General features: G+C 68.0%; 14 protein-coding genes, 2 tRNA genes and 1 pseudogene. 6 read left to right on the plus strand and 11 right to left on the minus strand.

Annotation, left to right across the window (positions count from 1 at the left end; translation table 11 throughout):
* Positions 1 to 2 precede the first annotated feature (2 nt).
* Together argS and gltX are read right to left on the minus strand one after the other, a co-directional pair.
* The gene (gene argS, locus O7621_RS05510) at positions 3 to 1,721 is read right to left on the minus strand and encodes an arginine--tRNA ligase (RefSeq protein WP_282233031.1); all 1,719 of its coding nucleotides are present in this window, start codon (positions 1,719 to 1,721) and stop codon (positions 3 to 5) included.
* 129 nt (positions 1,722 to 1,850) lie between these two features.
* Positions 1,851 to 3,254 (minus strand): glutamate--tRNA ligase, encoded by a 1,404-nt coding sequence (gltX, locus tag O7621_RS05515; RefSeq protein WP_282233032.1) that lies wholly within the window; start codon positions 3,252 to 3,254, stop codon positions 1,851 to 1,853.
* A 398-nt stretch (positions 3,255 to 3,652) separates the two neighbouring features.
* Between gltX and O7621_RS05520 the strand changes: the two genes are divergently transcribed.
* From O7621_RS05520 to O7621_RS05540, 5 genes and pseudogenes are all read left to right on the plus strand, one after another.
* Complete coding sequence (locus O7621_RS05520) at positions 3,653 to 3,853, plus strand: hypothetical protein (protein WP_282233033.1); 201 nt, start codon at positions 3,653 to 3,655, stop codon at positions 3,851 to 3,853.
* A 2-nt stretch (positions 3,854 to 3,855) separates the two neighbouring features.
* A complete protein-coding gene (locus O7621_RS05525; RefSeq protein WP_282233034.1) occupies positions 3,856 to 5,517 on the plus strand; it encodes an N-6 DNA methylase in 1,662 nt (553 codons plus the stop codon).
* Positions 5,514 to 6,182, plus strand: a complete 669-nt coding sequence (locus tag O7621_RS05530) for a restriction endonuclease subunit S (protein WP_282233035.1) — start codon at positions 5,514 to 5,516, stop codon at positions 6,180 to 6,182. The genes O7621_RS05525 and O7621_RS05530 overlap by 4 nt, the downstream gene beginning before the upstream one ends.
* A gap of 938 nt (positions 6,183 to 7,120) precedes the next feature.
* Positions 7,121 to 7,996 carry a replication-relaxation family protein gene (locus tag O7621_RS05535; protein WP_282233036.1) on the plus strand — a complete coding sequence of 292 codons (876 nt, stop codon included), beginning with the start codon at positions 7,121 to 7,123 and terminating at the stop codon, positions 7,994 to 7,996.
* Positions 7,997 to 8,725: 729 nt separating this feature from the next.
* Positions 8,726 to 9,754, plus strand: a pseudogene (locus O7621_RS05540) (recombinase family protein); the annotation flags it as partial.
* Here the strand turns inward: O7621_RS05540 and O7621_RS05545 are convergent.
* The 7 genes from O7621_RS05545 to gyrB form a co-directional block, all read right to left on the minus strand.
* On the minus strand, positions 9,641 to 10,291 hold the full coding sequence (locus O7621_RS05545; RefSeq protein ID WP_282233037.1) for a hypothetical protein: 651 nt from the start codon (positions 10,289 to 10,291) through the stop codon (positions 9,641 to 9,643). The pseudogene O7621_RS05540 and the gene O7621_RS05545 sit on opposite strands and share 114 nt — an antisense overlap.
* Positions 10,292 to 10,328: 37 nt before the next feature.
* A tRNA-Ala gene (locus O7621_RS05550) sits at positions 10,329 to 10,401 on the minus strand.
* 51 nt (positions 10,402 to 10,452) lie between these two features.
* Positions 10,453 to 10,581 (minus strand): DLW-39 family protein, encoded by a 129-nt coding sequence (locus O7621_RS05555; RefSeq protein WP_282233038.1) that lies wholly within the window; start codon positions 10,579 to 10,581, stop codon positions 10,453 to 10,455.
* 34 nt (positions 10,582 to 10,615) lie between these two features.
* Positions 10,616 to 10,689, minus strand: a tRNA-Ile gene (locus O7621_RS05560).
* A gap of 173 nt (positions 10,690 to 10,862) precedes the next feature.
* Positions 10,863 to 11,864: a DUF3566 domain-containing protein gene (locus O7621_RS05565; protein ID WP_282233039.1), complete on the minus strand. Its 1,002-nt coding sequence runs from the start codon at positions 11,862 to 11,864 to the stop codon at positions 10,863 to 10,865.
* Between the two features lie 3 nt (positions 11,865 to 11,867).
* The gene (gene gyrA / locus O7621_RS05570) at positions 11,868 to 14,396 is read right to left on the minus strand and encodes a DNA gyrase subunit A (RefSeq protein WP_282233040.1); all 2,529 of its coding nucleotides are present in this window, start codon (positions 14,394 to 14,396) and stop codon (positions 11,868 to 11,870) included.
* A gap of 123 nt (positions 14,397 to 14,519) precedes the next feature.
* Positions 14,520 to 16,463 carry a DNA topoisomerase (ATP-hydrolyzing) subunit B gene (gene gyrB / locus O7621_RS05575; RefSeq protein WP_282233041.1) on the minus strand — a complete coding sequence of 648 codons (1,944 nt, stop codon included), beginning with the start codon at positions 16,461 to 16,463 and terminating at the stop codon, positions 14,520 to 14,522.
* Positions 16,464 to 17,050: 587 nt separating this feature from the next.
* Here gyrB and O7621_RS05580 point away from each other — a divergent pair.
* The gene (locus O7621_RS05580) at positions 17,051 to 17,611 is read left to right on the plus strand and encodes a hypothetical protein (protein ID WP_123606635.1); all 561 of its coding nucleotides are present in this window, start codon (positions 17,051 to 17,053) and stop codon (positions 17,609 to 17,611) included.
* Between the two features lie 65 nt (positions 17,612 to 17,676).
* Here O7621_RS05580 and O7621_RS05585 read toward each other — a convergent pair whose 3' ends face one another.
* On the minus strand, positions 17,677 to 18,258 hold the full coding sequence (locus tag O7621_RS05585) for a DciA family protein (protein WP_281552357.1): 582 nt from the start codon (positions 18,256 to 18,258) through the stop codon (positions 17,677 to 17,679).
* Entirely contained in the window at positions 18,248 to 19,399 is a 1,152-nt protein-coding gene (gene recF / locus O7621_RS05590) for a DNA replication/repair protein RecF (RefSeq protein WP_282233042.1), read from the minus strand. Before recF ends, O7621_RS05585 begins: the two co-directional genes overlap by 11 nt.
* Between the last annotated feature and the right edge of the window lie 2 nt (positions 19,400 to 19,401).

Raw genomic sequence — 19,401 nt, forward strand, 5'->3', positions numbered from 1 at the left:
TGCTACATGCGGTCCGGGGTGGCGATGCCCAGTAGGTGCAGACCCTGGCGCAGGACTCGGGCGGTCAGGTCGCACAGGGCGAGCCGGCTGTCGCGTACTTCGTCTTCGGCGCGTAGGACCGGGCAGTGTTCGTAGAAGCCGCTAAAGGTGGTGGCGAGGGTGTGCAGGTAGCCGGCGAGCCGGTGGAACTCCAGGGTCTGTTCGACGCCGGTGACGACAGCACCGAAGTTGGCCAGTTCGAGGGCGAGGGCGTGTTCGGCCGGATGCGAGACCAAGATCGGCGTACCGGTGGGTTGCTCGATTCCGGCGCGGCGGAAGATGGACCGGATCCGGGCGTGGGCGTACTGCAGGTACGGGGCGGTGTTGCCGTCAAGGGACAGCATCCGTTGCCAGTCGAAGACGTAGTCCTTGATCCGGTCGGTGGACAGGTCGGCGTACTTGATGGCACCGATCCCGACCGCGCGGGCGACCTCGGCGATAGCCGCGTCGGGCAGGTCGGGGTTCTTCTGCCGGGCCAGCTCGGCGGCCCGGGTCACCGCCTCGTCGAGCAGGCCGACGAGTTTGATTGAGCCACCGGCGCGGCTGCGCAGCATTTTGCCGTCCGAGCCGAGGATCGAGCCGAAGCCGATGTGTTCCGCCACGGCCGGCGGGTGCAGCCAGCCAGCCTGCCGGGCGACCGCGTACACCATCTCGAAGTGTTGCCGTTGCGGTAGGCCCACGACGTAGAGCAGCCGGGTCGCGCCGAGGTCGCGGGTCCGGTGGCGGATCGCCGCGAGGTCGGTGGCGCCGTAGCCGTATCCGCCGTCGCGTTTACGCACGATGATCGGCAACGGCTGCCCGTCGCGGCCGGTGAAGCCGTCCGGGAAGACGCAGGCGGCGTCGCCGCTGTCGCGTAACAGCCCGAGCCGGTCCAGTTCGTCGGTCACCGGGGCGAGCATGTCGTTGTAGTAGCTCTCGCCGTAGAAGTCCTTGTCAGTGAGCAGGACGCCGAGCTGGTCGTAGACGGTGAGGAAGTACTTCTCCGACTCGGCCACGAGCATCCGCCACAGCCGCAGGGTCTGCTCGTCACCGCTCTGCAGAGCGACCACCCGCAGCCGGGCCCGTTGCTTGAACGCGTCGTCGGCGTCGAACTTGACCCTGGCCGCCTTGTAGAACGAGTCCAGGTCACCGACGGACAGCTCGTGGGCGGCCTCCGACTCGCCCAGGTCGAGCAGATGCTCGATCAGCATCCCGAACGGTGTGCCCCAGTCGCCCAGGTGGTTGGCCTTGATCACCCGGTGCCCGAGCCAGTCCAGCAGCCGTACGGCGGCGTCACCGATCACCGTCGACCGCAGATGCCCCACGTGCATCTCCTTGGCCACGTTTGGCGCCGAGTAGTCGACGATCACTGTCTGCGGGTTGACGCTGGGTGCGACGCCGAGCCGGGTGTCGGCGGCCATCGTCGACAGCAGTGTGCCGAGGGCCGGGTCGGCGACCGTCAGGTTGATAAACCCTGGTCCGGAGACCTCGACGACCGTGCACAGGTCCGCCAGCTCCGCTCTGCCGACGACGTCGGTGGCGATGTCCCGTGGCGGGCGGCCGAGCCGACGGGCCAGGGGCAGGGCGGCGTCGGATTGGAAGTCGGCGTGTTGCGACCGCCGCACGACCGGATCGACCGGCCCGCCGGCCACTGCCGCAAACGCCTGCGCCAGCCGGTCGGCCAGCAGTTTCTCAAGACTCATCAGGTACGCCAATCATGCTCCGACCCGCCTCCGACAGGGTGACAGGTCATCCGGGAAGGACTCGGGGAGCGGATCGATCGACGACCAAAGGAACCGGCGGGATCGATCCGCCGGTCACAGAAGAAGGGTTCAGCTCAGGCGGTCGAGTGCGGCTCGCAGGCGAGCCAAGGTTCGCTCACGTCCGAGGATCTCGATCGACTCGAACAACGGCAGCCCGACGGTGCGGCCGGTTACCGCGACCCGGACCGGTGCCTGCGCCTTACCCAGCTTGAGCCCCCGCTCAGCCCCGACAATTTCCAGCGTCGACTTGAGCACCTCGGCCCGCCACTCGCACGTCCCGTACGCCTCGACCACCGCGGCCAGCAGCGCCGGGGCATCGACCTTCATCGCCTTCGCCCACGCCGCCTCATCGGCGACCGGCTCATCGAGGAACAGGAAATCGACCATCGGCACGATCTCCGACAGCAGCGCGATCCGGGTCTGCGCCAACTCGGCGACAGCGGCGAACGCGGTGGCGTCGTACGCTTCCGGCCGCCACGGCGCGGTGTCGCCGCTCAGCCACGGCTGACACGCCTCGATGAACGCCTCCACCGACAGCGCCCGGATGTAGTCCCCGTTGAAGGCGCGGAGCTTCTTCACGTCGAAGAACGCCGGCGACGGGTTGACGTCCTCCAGCCGGAACTCCGCCACGATGTCGTCCCACGGCAGGATCTCCCGATCACCCGACGGTGCCCAGCCGAGCAACATCAGATAGTTACGCATCGCCTCGGCCAGGTAGCCCTCGGCACGGAAGTCCTCCAGGGCCACCCGGTCCCGACGCTTGGACAGCTTCTGCCGCTTCTCGTTGACCAGGATCGGCGCGTGCACCCACACCGGAGGCTCGGCGCCCAACGCCTCCCACAGCAGCTGCTGCTTCGGCGCGTTCGGCAGGTGCTCCTCAGCCCGGATCACATGGGTGACGCCCATGATCATGTCGTCGACCACGTTCGCCAGCAGGAACACCGGCGACCCGTCGCCACGGGCGATCACGAAGTCCTCGATCAGCGCGTTGTCGAAGGTCGGCTTGCCACGCACCAGGTCGACGATCACGGTCGAGCCGTCGTCCGGCGTACGGAACCGCAACGCGCGACCTTCCCCAGCAGGCAGACCACGGTCCCCGCAGAAGCCGTCGTAACCCTTGTGCTCGCTGCCCGTCCGGGCGATGACCTGATCCCGGGCGCAGTCGCAGTAGTACGCGCGCCCAGCGGCGAGCAGCCGGTCGATGGCCTCGCGGTGGTGCTGGGCATAGTCGGACTGGAACAGCGGGCCCTCGTACTCACTCGGACCGATGCCGAGCCACTCCATCGCGTCCAGGATGCCCTGGACCCACTCCGGACGGTTCCGCGCCGCGTCCGTGTCCTCGATCCGCAGCACCATCGTCCCGCCCGACTGTCGGGCCAGCACCCAGTTGAACAGGACAGACCGGGCATTACCGACGTGGAACATGCCCGTCGGGGAAGGCGCGAAGCGCACACGGATATCGGAACTGGTCACGGATAGCAGGCTACCGAACTACCTCCGCATACCTTCACCGATATCCGGCTACACCGATCCCCTGCTCGTTGTCCCGCACCGGGTTTGATGGAGACATCGAAACCTGGGAGGAACACCAGCGATGCCCGCGCCGAAGAAGTACCCCGATGAGCTGCATGAGCCTGCGACCCGGTTGGTGGTCGAGGCCCGCCGGGATCCGGCCAGTGCGGTAGGGGCGATCCGGTTGATCGCCGACCAGCTCGGAGTCCATCCCGATCCGACTGCATGCTGCCCGTGTGTCACTCAACTCCAGTCGGCGATGAAACAAAACAGCGCGTATCGTCGATACGCTATCGCGTTGGTCGGCCCGTTGCCTCAGGCTTCGAGTGCGGACAACAGTGCAGCGAAGAGGAGTTGGCATGGCGGCGAGGCTGGTGCAGGCGATTGGCGACCTTCCAAATCCGTACATTCTGGGCGCGATCCTGCTACCGATGCTGTTCGTCGGCTGGGTGATCATGAGCGAGCGGCGAACCCGTCACCTCACGCAGCTGATCCGCGCAGTGCGGGGGCAGGTCCGTCCGAGGGGCAGTTCCTTGGCCCCCAGCCGAGAAAGGCGGTGACCATGTCTACGCCGGAGCCGCTGATGAACAGGGGAGAAGTGGCTCGCGCGGCGGGCGTCGCCGCCCAGGCAGTGAGCAACTGGATGCGCAGGCACCCGGACTTCCCTCAGCTTGTTCGGCGCGGATCGCGAGAGGGCTATCCGGCTTCGGAGGTGGCAGCGTGGCTCGATAGCCGTCACATACCGCGCCCCTCGTTACGGAAGCGCGAACACCAGGGAGTGACCTATGGGGATCGGTTCCGCTCCGCAGTGGGAATCCCGGCCCCGCCCGCTGTCAGCGATACGACCGGCATGCAGGTGGAGGACCCACTCGATGAGAGGTTGTGGGCACCGCTGGAGCGGCTGCTGCGCAAGAGCGAGGTGCCTGCGGTCTTTGAGGCTGTCGTTCTGTCCCTGCTGTGCCTGCGAGAGACCTCTCCTGTCGGCTGGTCGGCGACCTCGAGGGCTTCCGTCGAGACGATCCATGAGATCGTCATGCAGGCTTGGCATCGGCAGCCGGAGCGCATGATGGCTGCCACACGAGTCGTTCGGGACGTTCCAGCCACCGTCTACGCGCGCCATCAACTCGTCGAGATCGTCCGCATACTTTCCACAGACCGGGCACCCGCCGCTCAGGTGTTCGAGTACCTGCTCGACAGATTCGCCAAGTACCGGCACAGCAGCCCAGACGAGTACCTGATCCCCACCGAGCTGGCAGGCCTGATGGTACGAATGCTTGATCCCGCGCCCGGTAGCCGCATCCACGACCCATGCTGCGGGCCGGGAAACCTGTTGGTGGCCGCAGGGAAGTACATGTCGCGCGTCACCAGATCCGGTTCGCCGGTCACCCTCACTGGCCGTGCTGCGACTGTCAGGACCTGGAGCCTCGCCATGATGAACGCCGCAATCCATCGCATGCAGGTCGACCTCGGCGACGGGCCGCCGTCATACCCTGCGGAGATTGACGCCGACCCGGGTCTATTCGATGTCGTGCTGCTCAACCCGCCCTTTGGAATGAGGAACTGGAGCCGTCCCGCATCGCGCTCGCTGCGGCCTTGGCCCTACGGCGAGCCGTCGGCGCACAACGTCACCTGGGCCTGGCTGCAGACCGCCGTCGAGGCGCTTGTCCCCGACGGCCGGGCCGCCGTGGTCATGCCCTACAGTGCCACGTCTGCACGCACCGCACGAGAGCGGGAAATCAGGAAGGCAATGGTCGAGCGCGGAGCCGTTCGCTGCATTGTCGCGCTGCCCAGTCACCTGTTCCGCGAGACCACGGTCCCGGTGACGGTGTGGATCTTGGCCCACCCCAGCAACAATGCCAGCAGCGAGATCCTCTTCATCGACGCCCGAGCGGCGGCCCGCCGGATCAGCCCTACCCACCGCGTGTTAACGGAACGCGGCTGCCATTTAGTCCTCGATGCATTCCACGGATGGGTGAACGGGACAGTTGCGTTCCCAAGTTCGACTGACGAGTTCGCCGCCACCACAGCAACCGTGGCGGAGATCCAGGAGCACGTTTACGATCTGCAGCCCGTCACCTATCTGAATCAGCGCGGGCGAGTCGGGCCCGCTCCGCAGACCCCGCCGCAGCTTCGAGCGCTGAGGGCTGATCTGGCCCGGCTGGACGACGCGGCCAGGATCGCCGACCTGACCCTCGACCGATGCCTCGCAAAGTTGGTGACGTGAACACGCTGATTGGTTCCGTTCCGGACAACTGGCAGATTAAGCGCCTTGAAGAGTGCTGCGATGTGCAGCCGGGCCCGTCCGGCACCACGTTGAAGGCCTCCGCGTACGTGATCGAAGGTGTCCCGGTCGTGAGGGCCAGCGACATCGGTCCCGAGGGGATCAGCCCCCGCCCGAGCAAGAGCGTGGGCGAGGAGACCGCTGAACGACTACGGCGACGGTACGAACTATGCTCGGGCGACATCCTGCTCGTGCGCATCGGCGTAACGACTCGGCACGCAGTGGTCACCGAGCGACAGGAGCGCTGGCTGCTCGGCGGCTCCTGCATCCGCATCCGCGCGACCCAGGACATTTCTGCCGATTACCTAGCGTGCTACTTCACTCACCCGGCGGTGCAGGAGTGGCTTGCCGAGCACACCCAGCGCGGAGTGCTACCGACGATCAACGCCGCCAAGATCCGGTCTATGCCACTCGCGCTGCCGCCTGCAGTGGTTCAGCGGAGCGTGGTGGAGGTCGCCAAGGCCATTGACACGAAGATCCGCGCGCACGAGGACGTCATCCAGGCCACGCGGACGTTGCGTGAACTACTCATGCCGCGGTTGCTCGCCGGCGATCCCGTTTCACCAGAGGTAAGCGTCGATCGTATTGCCCGGCAGCTCCGGGAGTGAGGCACAAACATCCGCCTCCTCGTGTGGACGCAGGCGGACTCAGACGCACGCGACAGGACTCAGAAGCACAAGTCTGGATTGAAGTCAAGTCGTGTTACCTGATTGTTATCTTAAGTTGATTGACCTGGGGTGGGTTGCCGGGGCGTACTGGATGGGCGTTCCCTGCGCGGCCGGGTTGTTTCGGCCATGTCATGTCGCGGGCGGCACCTCGTGTGGTGGCGCCTGTCGTCGTTCGTGGCCCGCGTGGGCCAGGGTCAAGGGGCGCGGAGTGATGGGAGGACCGCTGATGAAGGACTTCACGCCGGCGAGTTAGCCGCCCGCCCACAGCAAGCTGTTCGCGGCTGTCGTGGCGAGCCTGGCCGACGCGCACCGCGCGGCCCTGACACTGCCGTGAGGACTGTCGGCACCGCTCAGGCTGTGCCCCGCTCCGCCGCCAATCCCTGTTGTTCTTCGCATCGACGGCAACCTTTCTGTCAGGTTGCCGCGGCTTTTGCTGCTCGAATCCTGGTCTGCCTCGTGCGGGGCGGGCTTGTTCGTTGACACCTCCACAGTGGCACCTGAGCTCCGCGTCTCGAGATCCGCCCGGCCGGGCGTCACCCGGCGCGGATACGCCTGCCCACCGTCACGACGCCCACCACGCTGTCCCGTCCATGCCGCAGATGAACCCCCTTTTCACCTTGGAGTACACCCTGTCCACGCATCCACCCTCGCCGCCGCTGGCGGCTGCCGCATCCTCCACGTCCCACGCTGACAGATCCCGGCTTGACCTCCCGTTGCCGGTCCCGCCGGGTCTCCTGCTTCACGTCCCGCTTCACCCGGGCCCCCAACGGACCCCCACCGTCGTCTCACACCGCAGGCCAGCGCCGCTGTCCAGACTCACTCGAACGCTGCGACTGACCCTCTCCACGGGTCTCTCCCCCCGGGAAAGGCGGTGAGGGATGGCTGATCCGGTGCTGCGGGTCCAGTCCCAACTCACCACCCGTGACCTCATCCTGCTCGGCTGGCTCGCCGACCACGGAGTCCTCACCTCCTTCCAGATCGCCCACGCCCTGTTCCCGTCGGTCGACTACGCCCAGGAACGCCTCCGCGCCCTCACCCAGCAGTTGGAGGTGGTGGACCGGTTCCGGCCGCAGAGACCCGACGGCGGTTCCTACCCCTACCACTACGTCCTGGCCCAACTCGGCGTGGAAGTCGTCGCCGCGCAACGCGGCGAGGAACTGCCCCGCAAGGACCGCGCCCGTAAACGCCGCTGGCATCTCACCCGCCGGGCGAACCTGCCCCACCTGCTCGGCGTGAACGGCTTCTTCACCGACCTCGCCGGACACGCCCGCACCCACCCCGGCACCGCACTGACGCGGTGGTGGCCGGCCGCGCGTTGCCAGCAGACCGGCGCCTTCGCCGAACCCGGCGACGACGTCTCCGCCTTCGCCTACACCCCCAGGTCACGGCCCGACGGGCACGGCATCTGGGTCGAAGACGGCCAGCGGATCCCCTTCTTCCTCGAGTACGACCTCGGCACCGAACGGCCCCTGTCCCGCCTCGTCGACAAGATCCACGGCTACCACGACCTCGCCGACGTCACCGGACGGTTCTGGCCGGTGCTGTTCTGGCTACCGTCGCCGCTACGCGAGCGGCACCTGCATCAGGAACTCACCACCGCCAGGGTCCGCTACCCGGTAGCCACCGCCGTGCACCGCGAAACCACCGGCATGAACCCAGCGGAGCCGGTGTGGCGGCTACACCGAGCCCCTCTGCCGCCGCTGCGCCTGGCCAACCTCGCACTACCCGACAGCGACTCGGGACAGCCTGTCTGAACCGCACGCGCCGCCAACCACCGACCGGTCACGCCGCCCGTACGCGGTGCACGGACGCGGGACCAGGCCACGCACCGACAACCCAGCCGCAGCCCCCGACCACAGCGGGAGCACCAGCCCTTGACGGCGGGAAGTCGCGGACCGTACCTCCGCTATCGCGGTGACGGCAAGCTTCAGGATCTGTCAGCGGCTCACAGGATACCGCCGTGAGTTGCCCGTGAGTCGCTGACAGATCCAAACCCTCCCGTTGACAGATCGCGGAGGTACCGTCCGCGACCCAGCGAAACAGAAACCGGCCAGCCGCCATCAACCGGATCGACCGCATCAACCGGATCGACCGCACAAATCCGCGTAGGAAGGAAACGCATGAACGAAGGACTCCGACCCCAGCAGCGTCACACGCTTTTCGGAGGACCGTGGCCCACGCGCCCCACCACGAAAACAACGTCCGGAGCTATCCTGACGAACCACATCCCGGTACCGCCGCCAACAACGGCGGTGCGGAAACAATCCGCACACACGGAAAGGAACCCAGCATTCCCCTACGGGTCGCGCGGATCGACACCGTACCCATGACCGCCACCGACCTCGACAACGCCGCCGAAGCACTCGCCGTCCTACTCAACCACTTCATCGACGACCACCCCCACCTCTTCCCGTAGCCCGACCGGTGGCGGCCACCCCCGACCGCCACCGGGCACACCCCGCAACCTCGAAGGACACCACTGCATGACAACCCCACCCCTCGCCCCACCCAAACGACGCGGCCGGCCCGCCCGCCACGCCGACGCAACCCAGCGGCCTACCGGACCAAGCCGCGTCAGCATCTACATCCGCCGCTCCACAGACGACGAACACCAACCCTTCTCCCTCGACGCCCAACGCGCAGCCCTCGAAAAATACGTCACCTCCCAGCCCGGCTGGACCATCGTCGCCGAATACGAAGACGACGCCTCCGGCGCCACCACCGAACGCCCCGGACTCAAAAAAGCACTCCACGCCGCCAAAGCCGGCCTCTACGACGTCCTACTCGTCTACCGACTCGACCGATTCAGCCGCAGCGTCACCGACCTCCTCGACCTCGTCACCATCCTCGAAGCATCAAACGTCCGCTTCTCCTCCGCCACCGAACCCATCGACACCGGCGGACCCTTCGGCCGCATGATGCTCCAACTCCTCGCCGTATTCGCCGAATTCGAACGCAACATCATCATCGACCGAGTGAAAAGCGGCATGACAGCGAAAGCCAGCAAAGGAAAATGGGCCGGCGGCACCCGCCCCTACGGCTACCTCGTCAACCCCGACCACCGCCTCGTCCCACACCCCGACGAGGCACCCATCCTCCGCGACATCTTCCGCCTCTACACCCGCGACCGCGTCGGCACCCGCGCCATCGCCACCACCCTCAACGAACGCGGCGTCCCCAACCGGACCGGCAAGAAATGGTCCGGACACACCATCAACCGAATCCTGGACAACCCCGCCTACGTCGGAGACATCGCCTACCGCGACGTCTACGTCCCCGACGCCCACGACCCCCTCATCGACCGCGACACCTTCCAACGCGCCCAGGACATCGCCGCAGCCCGCGGCGACGCCCAAACCCAGCGAGCCATGTCCGACTCGGACTACTACCTCACCGGCCTACTCACATGCCCCCGCTGCGGACATCGCTACATCGGCACGTCCGCCAACGGACGCACCCGCCGCTACCGCTACTACACCTGCTTCACCCGCACCCGCTACGGCAAACACGCCACCTGCGACGCGCCGAGGCTCCCCGCCGACGACCTCGACAACGCCGTCCTGCAAGCCCTCTACGACTTCTACACCACCGCCGAACCCGTCCTCGTCGCCATGATCGAACGCGCCCACACCCAACGCCACACCACCACCGACGACCGCAGCGCCGAACTCACCGCCCTCGCCAACCAGATCACCACCACCGAAGCCAGCATCTCCAGGTATCACACCGCCTTCGAGAACGGCACCATGGACGACGCCACCGCCGGACCCCGCATCCGCGAACTCCGCCAACGACTGGCCCAACTCCACACCCGGCACGCCGAACTCGCCGAACTCACCGCCCAACCCGCCCCACCGGCACCCGGCACCATCACCACGAACCGCGACTACCTCACCACGATCATGACCAGCGGCAGCGACACCGAACGCAAAGCCGCCATCGAGACCCTCATCGCTGAAGTCCAACTCACCGACCAGGGAGTCATACCCGTGTTCAAGATCCCCACCGACACGACGATGCCCCCGCCCGACCCGGGCGAGGGCACTCACGAGGAACAACCACCGGTTCGCACAATGGTGCGGTCGGTGGAGCCAAGGGGACTCGAACCCCTAACCCCTGCCTTGCAAAGGCAGTGCTCTGCCAGTTGAGCTATGGCCCCGAGCGGTCCCGCGCCAACGGTGCCGACCGAGGTCGGAGGACCGGAGTCGGATCAGCGAAGGTCAGGAGCGGTGGTCGCCTCGTGCCAGAGGGCACGCTCGTCGCTGGTCTCCTTGACCTTCTTGGCGATCAGCGCGGCCACACCGATGACCCCGGCGATGATGAGGAGCTTCTTGACCATAGGGCGTGTCCCCTTACGCTCGACTGTCGTGGAGTGGGGCTAGCTGGAATCGAACCAGCGACCTCAGAGTTATCAGCTCTGCGCTCTAACCGACTGAGCTATAGCCCCGTACGCGACGAGCAAGGTTACCGCACCCGTGCCCTACACCCCAACTCGGGGCGAAAGCCACCGGCATCCGGCGAACGGAGCGCCGGACCATGGGAGACTACCGGATCGCGGACGGCCGGGGCCAATGGGTATCGACCCGCCCGGCCGTCCTCCACTTCCCTGCGTGAGCCAGGTCAGTCCCGCTCGGCCAGGGTCAGTTCGATCCCGCCGACCAGGTCGGCGCAGACGTTGTAGATGAACGCGCCGAGCGTCGCCAGCGCGGTGTAGAGCACCACGTTGATCAGCCCGAACAGCGCCGCCGTGCCGATCACGCCCTGGGCGGTGATCCGCAGGCTCGGACCGTCCCCGGCTCCGGTGCCGATCAGGTCACCGAGGCTGGCGTTGACACTCTGGAACACGCCCATCGCGTCGAGCGCCAGGTAGAGCACCGAGGTCGCGACGATCACAACGATGAACAGCACCAGCGAGACCGCGAACGAGAACTTCATGACCGACCAGGGGTCGATCCGCTTCAGGTTCAGGCGAGCACGGCGCGGCCCTCGCGAGGCAGCCGAGCTGACCCCGGGTCGCGCGGTCCGGGCACCGTCCGGGCCGACTCGCGCCGCGCCTACGCCGGCACCGGCACCGGCACCGGCACCGGCACCGGCGATCGTGCGTACGGTCGGCGAACCCAGCCCAGTCCGCGAGCCGGGGGTGGCCGTTCCCACCCGGGCCGTGCCGCCGATGGTGCCGAACTGCCCGGTGGGTCCGAGCCCACCACCCGGTCGGGTGCCACTTGCCGCAGTGGCGCCGAGCGCTCCACCGGTGAATCCGCTGCCGGAGCTGGCCGGCGGAGCGGATGAAACAGGAGGTGCCGACGTCACAGGAGGTGCCGACCTTCCGGAAGAGGCGGAGATGCCGCCGAGCTGAGTGGCGCTGTCGCCGGTGCCGCCGGCGCGGGTCGAACCGTCGACGGAGTCGCCGGTGCCACCGGCTGGGTCGTCGGCGGGTCTGTCGGGCGGGGGAGGCATCCCTGGCGCCCGGGTGAACTTGGGCGACGGCGAATCACCGGGCACGCTGGCCCGGCCGACGGCGGCGCGGCCGGTGGCCGTTGATGTGCCTCCGGCGGCGGATTCCTCGTCGACCGGAGCCGCCGAGGATCCTGTTCCCCCCGACTTCGCCTGGGTCTCCGTCATCAACTAGTCCTGTTCGTCAGGCTCGTCGGCATTGCGAGCAATGGCCACGATGGTCACGCCTTCTGGGAGGTCCATGAGCTTGACCCCCATTGTGTTCCGGTCCCGGGTACGTCGTACAGGCTTCACCGGAGTCCGGATCACGCCACCGTTGCTGGTGATCGCGAAGAGCTCGTCGTCCGGACTGATGACGACCGCGCCGACAAGACCACCACGGCGCTCGGTGATCTTTGCAGTCAGCACGCCCTTGCCTCCCCGGCCCTGCACCGGATACTCCTCGATCGGAGTACGTTTCGCGTACCCGCCGTTGGTGGCGACCAAAACATCCAGGTCCATCCCCTCCCGGACGACCGCCATGGCGAGCAGCTCGTCGGTATCGGTGAACCGCATCCCGATCACCCCCGACGTAGCCCGCCCCATCGGACGCAGCGCCTCGTCGGTCGCGGTGAACCGGATCGCCTGGGCGTTCTTGGAGACCAGCAGCAGGTCGTCGGCCCCGCCGGCGAGAGCCGCTCCGACCAGTTCGTCGGCGTCCCGCAGGTTGATGCCGATGATGCCACCGGAGCGGTTCGAGTCGAACTCCTCCAGCCGGGTCTTCTTCACCAGGCCGTTGCGGGTCGCCAGCACCAGGTAGGGCGCCACCTGGTAGTTCGGGATCCGGATGACCTGGGCGATGTGTTCGTCCGGCTGGAAGGCCAGCAGGTTGGCCACGTGCTGGCCCCGGGCGGTACGCGACGCCTCCGGCAACTCGTACGCCTTCGCCCGGTAGACCCGGCCCTTGTTGGTGAAGAACAGCATCCAGTCATGGGTGGACGCGATGAAGAAGTGGCTGACAATGTCGTCCTGGCGCAGCGTCGCACCGCTGACGCCCTTGCCGCCCCGGCGCTGCGAGCGGTAGAGGTCGACCTTGGTCCGCTTGGCGTACCCGGTGCGGGTGATGGTGACCACCACGTCCTCGCGGGCGATCAGGTCCTCCATCGAGACCTCGCCGTCGAACGGCACGATCTTCGTCCGCCGCTCGTCGCCCCACTTGGCGACAATTTCGCCGAGCTCCTCCGAGACGATCCGCCGCTGCCGCTCGGGCTTGGCCAGAATGTCCTTGAGGTCGGTGATTTCCAGCTCGATCCGGGCGAGCTCGTCGATGATCTTCTGCCGTTCGAGGGCCGCCAGCCGGCGCAGCTGCATGTCCAGGATCGCGGTGGCCTGGATCTCGTCGACGTCGAGCAGCCGCATCAGGCCCTGCCGGGAGTCCTCGACCGTCGGCGACCGCCGGATCAGGGCGATCACCTCGTCGAGCATGTCCAGCGCCTTGACCAGACCGCGCAGGATGTGCGCCCGCTCCTCGGCCTTGCGCAGCCGGTACGCGGTGCGCCGCCGGATCACGTCGATCTGGTGCTCGACGTAGAACCGGATGAACTGCGCCAGGTTCAGCGTGCGCGGCACCCCGTCAACCAGGGCCAGCATGTTGGCGCCGAACGTCTCCTGCAGCTGGGTGTGCTTGTAGAGGTTGTTGAGAACCACCTTGGCGACGGCGTCGCGCTTGAGCACCAGCACCAGCCGCATGCCGGTACGCCCGGAGGACTCGTCGCGGATGTCGGCGATCCCGCCGATCTTGCCTTCCTTGATCAGCTCGGCGACTCGCTCGGCAAGGTTGTCCGGGTTGACCTGGTACGGCAGCTCGGTGACGACCAGCGACGTCCGGCCCTTCTTGTCCTCCTCGACCTCGACCACGGCGCGCATCCGGATCGACCCGCGACCAGTGCGGTAGGCGTCCTGGATCGGGGTGGTGCCGACGATCAGACCGGCGGTCGGGAAGTCCGGGCCCTTGACGATATCGATCAGCGCGTCGAGCGTGGTGGCCTCGTCGACCTCCGGGTTCTCCAGGCACCACTGCACCGCCGCCGCGATCTCCCGCAGGTTGTGCGGCGGGATCTTGGTGGCCATGCCGACCGCGATGCCCTCGGAGCCGTTGATCAGCAGGTTGGGGATCCGGGCCGGCAGGATCACCGGTTCCTTGGCCCGCCCGTCGTAGTTGTCCTGGAAGTCGACGGTGTCCTCGTCGATGTCCCGCAGCATCTCCATCGCCAGCGGGTCGAGCTTGCACTCTGTGTAGCGCATCGCGGCTGCCGGATCGTTGCCCGGGGAGCCGAAGTTGCCGTTGCCGTCGACCAGCGGGTACCGCAGCGACCAGGGCTGCGCCATCCGGACCAGCGCGTCGTAGATGGCCGAGTCGCCGTGCGGGTGGAACTGACCCATCACGTCGCCGACGACCCGGGAGCACTTGACGTAGCCCCGGTCCGGCCGGTAGCCCGAGTCGAACATGGCGTAGAGGATCTTGCGGTGTACGGGCTTGAGCCCGTCCCGTACGTCCGGCAGCGCCCGCCCGACGATCACGCTCATCGCATAGTCGAGGTACGAACGCTGCATCTCGACTTCCAGCCCGACCGGCTCGATGCGGTCGTGCCGGGCGACCGCCGCCGCGGCGGCTGCCACGGGATCCGGCTCGCTGCCGAAGGACTCGGGAGTATCCGTCACAGTTAACCCTTATCAACCTTTAAACCGTCGTACCGTGCTGGACAACGGCTGTGGAAGCTGGCGAAGTTGCTGATGACGCGGCCGGGTCGGCCCCGGTTCGGGGTCGCCCGGCCGCGCGGGGCGCTAGATGTCCAGGAAGCGGACGTCCTTGGCGTTGCGCTGGATGAAGGAGCGCCTCGCCTCGACGTCCTCACCCATCAGAACGCTGAACAGCTCGTCGGCGGTTGCGGCGTCGTCCAGAGTCACCTGACGCAGCGTACGCGTCGCCGGGTTCATCGTCGTCTCCCACAGCTCGGGGTAGTTCATCTCGCCCAGGCCCTTGAAGCGCTGGATGTCGTCCGGCTTGGCGTTCGGCTTCTTCTGCTGGCGCAGCACGATCAGTCCGTCGCGTTCCCGGTCGGAGTACGCGTACTGCGCGTCGTCGCCCTTCCGGTTCCACTTGATCTTGTACAGCGGCGGGGCGGCGAGGTAGACGTGGCCCAGCTCGACCAGCGGACGCATGAACCGGAACAGCAGGGTCAGCAGCAGCGTCTGGATGTGCTGGCCGTCCACGTCCGCGTCGGCCATCAACACGATCTTGTGGTAGCGCAGCTTGTCGATGTCGAAGTCGTCGTGGATGCCGGTGCCCAGCGCGGTGATCAACGCCTGGACCTCGTTGTTCTTCAGCACCCGGTCGATCCGGGCCTTCTCCACGTTGAGGATCTTGCCCCGGATCGGCAGGATCGCCTGAGTACGCGGATCCCGCCCCTGCTTGGCCGAGCCGCCGGCCGAGTCGCCCTCGACGATGAAGACCTCCGACTCGCGCGGGTCGGTGGACTGGCAGTCGGCCAGCTTGCCCGGCATCGACCCGGACTCCAGCAACGACTTGCGCCGGGCCAGCTTGCGGGCCTGCTGGGCGGCGATCCGGGCGCGGGCCGCCTGGGTGGCCTTCGTGATGATCATCTTGCCTTCGGCCGGGTTGCGGTCCAGCCAGTCGACCAGCCACTCGTTGCAGACCCGCTGCACGAAGCTCTTCACCGGGGTGTTGCCCAGCTTGGTCTTGGTCTGGCCCTCGAACTGCGGGTTGGCCAGCTTGACCGAGATGATCGCGGCGAGCCCTTCCCGGATGTCCTCGCCGGAGAGCTTCTCGTCACCCTTGAGTAGCTTCTTGTCCATGGCGTACTTGTTGACCACGCTGGTCAACGCGGACCGGAAGCCCTCCTCGTGCGTGCCGCCCTCGTGGGTGTTGATGGTGTTGGCGAAGGTGTAGACCGACTCGCCGTACGATTCGTTCCACTGCATGGCGATCTCGACCGACATGCCCTCCTCCTCCGCGCCGAACTCGACCACGCTCTTGTGGATCGGGTTCTTCGAGGCGTTGAGATGGCGGACGAAGTCCGAAATACCACCCTTGTAGCAGAAAGTGACCTCGCGGTGCTTTCCGTCGTCGTCGGCCACCCGCTCGTCGCGCAGCTGAATGGTCAGCCCACGGTTGAGGAAGGCCATCTCCTGCAGGCGGCGGTAGATCGTCTCGAACGCGTACTCGGTGGTCTCGAAGATCGACGGATCCGGCCAGAAGGCGACCGCGGACCCGGTCCGGTTCGTCGTCTCGCCCTTGTCCAGCGGCGTCGGCTTCGAGTTGGCGTACTGCTGCCGCCAGACGTGGCCGTCCTTGTGGATCTCGACCTCCATCTTCACGGAGAGCGCGTTGACCACCGAGACACCGACCCCGTGCAGGCCACCGGAGACCGCGTACGCCTTGCCGTCGAACTTGCCGCCGGCGTGCAGCACGGTCAGGGCGACCTCGACACCCGGCTTCTTCAGCTTCGGATGCAGGTCCACCGGAAAACCGCGGCCGTTGTCGGTGACCCGCACCCCGCCGTCGGCGAGCAGCACCACCTCGATGGTGTCGCAGTGCCCGGCCAGCGCCTCGTCGACCGCGTTGTCCACGACCTCCCAGACCAGGTGGTGCAGGCCGCGCTCACCGGTCGAACCGATGTACATGCCCGGTCGCTTGCGGACCGCCTCAAGGCCCTCCAGCACGGTGATCGACTCGGCGCCGTACTCCTGGTTGTTCTCCGCTGACACCCTCAGCCACTTTCTCGCACACCTGGGCCGCGACGGCACAGGGACGCGGGGTTCGGCGGATCTTCCGACGGCGGACGGACGCGAACCGGCACCATGGCCGACAACCCGCATCTTCCGGGTGGATCGCCGACGGGTGGCGAAACGCGCCGTACGCCGCAGCGGACCCGCGGATCACGAACGGCTGGGCCCCGTACGGTCCGGCGATCACGGCTGCCGGTGGTCACCTCGTCGGTGATCCTGCCGGGCGGGCTCCGGATCGTCGCGCCGCGCGGGTCTCCCTCGTCTCTGTCTCCGATCCTACTGTGCCGAGCCGACATAACCGGGACGCGGCACCCCCGTAAAGCGGCTGAGAGGTTCGTAGCCGGCCGCACCCCACCCACCGCGACCACCCCCACACGCACCAGATCCATCATCGGTCGGCCACGGGGCACCGCACCGTCGGTGCGGCGGCCCGCTGGGCCACCTGAAGATGAAACGACTACCCGGATGCCGCTACAGTGCCGCTACCGCACAGGCTCGCACCGGGCAGCAGCATCGCGGATGCGCACCCGACCCGGGCCACCAGCTGGAGAAGGGTGACGCTTGCGATGGGGCTGGACAACGTCGCGGTGCAATGGCCACGGGTCGGCGAGTTCTACGAACCGGTCGCACCGGCCGAGTTCGTCGACTTCGACAAGCTGGCGGAGCAGGCCGACGTCGCGGCGCCGACCGCCGCGCTCGCCGGTTACATCGCGAAGACCGGCAGTGTCCGGGCCACCGCCTACACCGAGCTGGTGGACCTGCTGCTGGGGCTGACCGGAGTGCTGTACGCCACCGAGGCGGCCGCCGAGGACGAGGACCCGGTGATCGACCCGGACGGCTGTGCCTGGATCGCCGGCGGCCTGGAGCGGTTCGTCGACGGCCACGACCGGTACGGCGACACCGTCACCTTCGACACGGTCGGGGCGGTGCTGCGCGACGCCCTCGCCGGGGCCCGGCTCGCCGAACAGCAGCTGCGCTGGCTGGACAGCCGGCTCGACGCGCTCCGCGACGACGCCGGTGACGCGCCGCAGTGGAGCTTCCCCCGGTCGGAGCTGGCGGTGCTGTCCCGCTTCTACCGCCGCTGCGCCGACCGCGGCTTCGCCGTCTACGCCGACGCGGAAGCCTGATCCTGGGCGGCCGGCGACTTCCGGGCGGCCGGCGTCGGCCAGGGAGCGGACCGGCCGGGTGGGGATCAACCGTACGTGTCCCGCGGGCCACGACCGCGGACCCGCCGCGGACCCTTCGACCAGGACGGCGCGGCCGGGCCGTGGATGTGCAGTTTCGTCACCACGTTGTGCCCGACCTCAGCGGCGATCTGGCGCAGCAGTGATCGGGCGAGCAGACGTAGCTGGGTCGCCCACGCGGTCGACTCCGCCTCGACCGTCAACTCGCCGTTCTCCAACTTGACCGGGCGGCTGTGCTTGGCCACCTCCGGCCCGACCACCCGTTCCCAGGCACCGAAGACGGTCGCCTCGGCAGCCGGCCGTTGCCAGCCGCGCGCCTTGACCAGCCGGGCCAGCACGTCGCCGAACAGCTGGGGATCGCGGGGGTCAGGCCCCGGACCAGAGTAGCCGCGCAGTCGTCGGCCGCCCGACCCGGCTCCGCCCGTGTCGCTGCCGCCACCGGTCCGGCGGCGGGGCCGATTTGCCTCCCGACGGGCGCGGGCCGCGTCAAGCACCGCCCTGGCCAGCTGCGGGCCGGTGGACGGCGGTGGCAGGATCGGTGGCTGGTCGGCAGCCTGCGCCGGCTCACCGTGCTGCGGCTCATCCGACATGGCGTACCTCCCCACGGCTGACCTCGAAGCGTGCCCCGCGCAACGCTACCGGGACGTCCTCGGCCACCGCACAGGTCACCAGCAGTTGGCTGGCCCCGGCGACCAGCTCGGCGAGCCGTTCCCGGCGGCCGCTGTCCAGTTCGGCGAACACGTCGTCGAGGACCAGGACCGGCTCGATGCCTTCCGCGCGGAGCAGGTCGTACGCGGCCAGCCGCAGCGCCAGCGCGCAGGACCAGGATTCGCCGTGGCTGGCGTACCCCTTCACCGGCAGGCTGCCGATCGTCAGATGCAGGTCGTCGCGGTGCGGGCCGACCAGGGTGACGCCACGGTCGACCTCACTGCGGCGGGCGTCGCTCAGCGCGGCCAGCAGCGCTGACTCCAGCACGGACCGGTCCGCCGCCAGCTGCTGCACCGCTCCGCTGTCCGGCAGATCGATCGACGGCCGGTAGCTGACGCCGGCCGCCGCGCTGGTGGCCGCCACCGCGTCATACGCCTTGGCCACGTGCGGGGCCAGTGCGGTGACCAGCTCCAACCGGCCGGCGAGCAGCTCGGCTCCGTGCCGGGCCAGATGGGCGTCCCAGACGTCCAGCGTGCTCAGATCACCGCCCCGGTCACCACCGGTCTTGCGGGCGAGGTACGCGCTGCGCAGCAACGCGTTGCGCTGCCTGACCACCCGGTCGTAGTCGGCCCGCACGCCGGCGAACCGGGGCAGCCGGGTGACCAGCAGCTCGTCCAGGTAGCGGCGGCGTTCGGCCGGGTCGCCCCGGACGATCTCCAGATCCTCGGGGGCGAACAGCACCAGCCGCAGCGCACCGATCACCTCCCGCGCCCGGCGGGCCGGCGACCGACCCAGCCTGGCCCGGTTGGCCCGACCCGGAACGATCTCCAGTTCGACCAACAGCTCCCGTTGGTCGTGCACGACCAGGCAGCGGATGATCGCCGAATCGGCGCCGACCCGGACCAGCGGCGCGTCGGTGGCGACCCGGTGACTACCCAGCGTCGCCAGGTAGCCGAGCGCCTCGACGAGGTTGGTCTTGCCGACCCCGTTCGGCCCGACCAGCACGCTGCCACCCGGTTCGAAGGTGAGCTCGACCCGCTGGTACGAGCGGAAGTCGATCAGTTCGAGACGGCGGACGTACACGG

The sequence above is a fragment of the Solwaraspora sp. WMMD937 genome (genome assembly GCF_029581175.1).
Taxonomy (GTDB): domain Bacteria; phylum Actinomycetota; class Actinomycetes; order Mycobacteriales; family Micromonosporaceae; genus Micromonospora_E.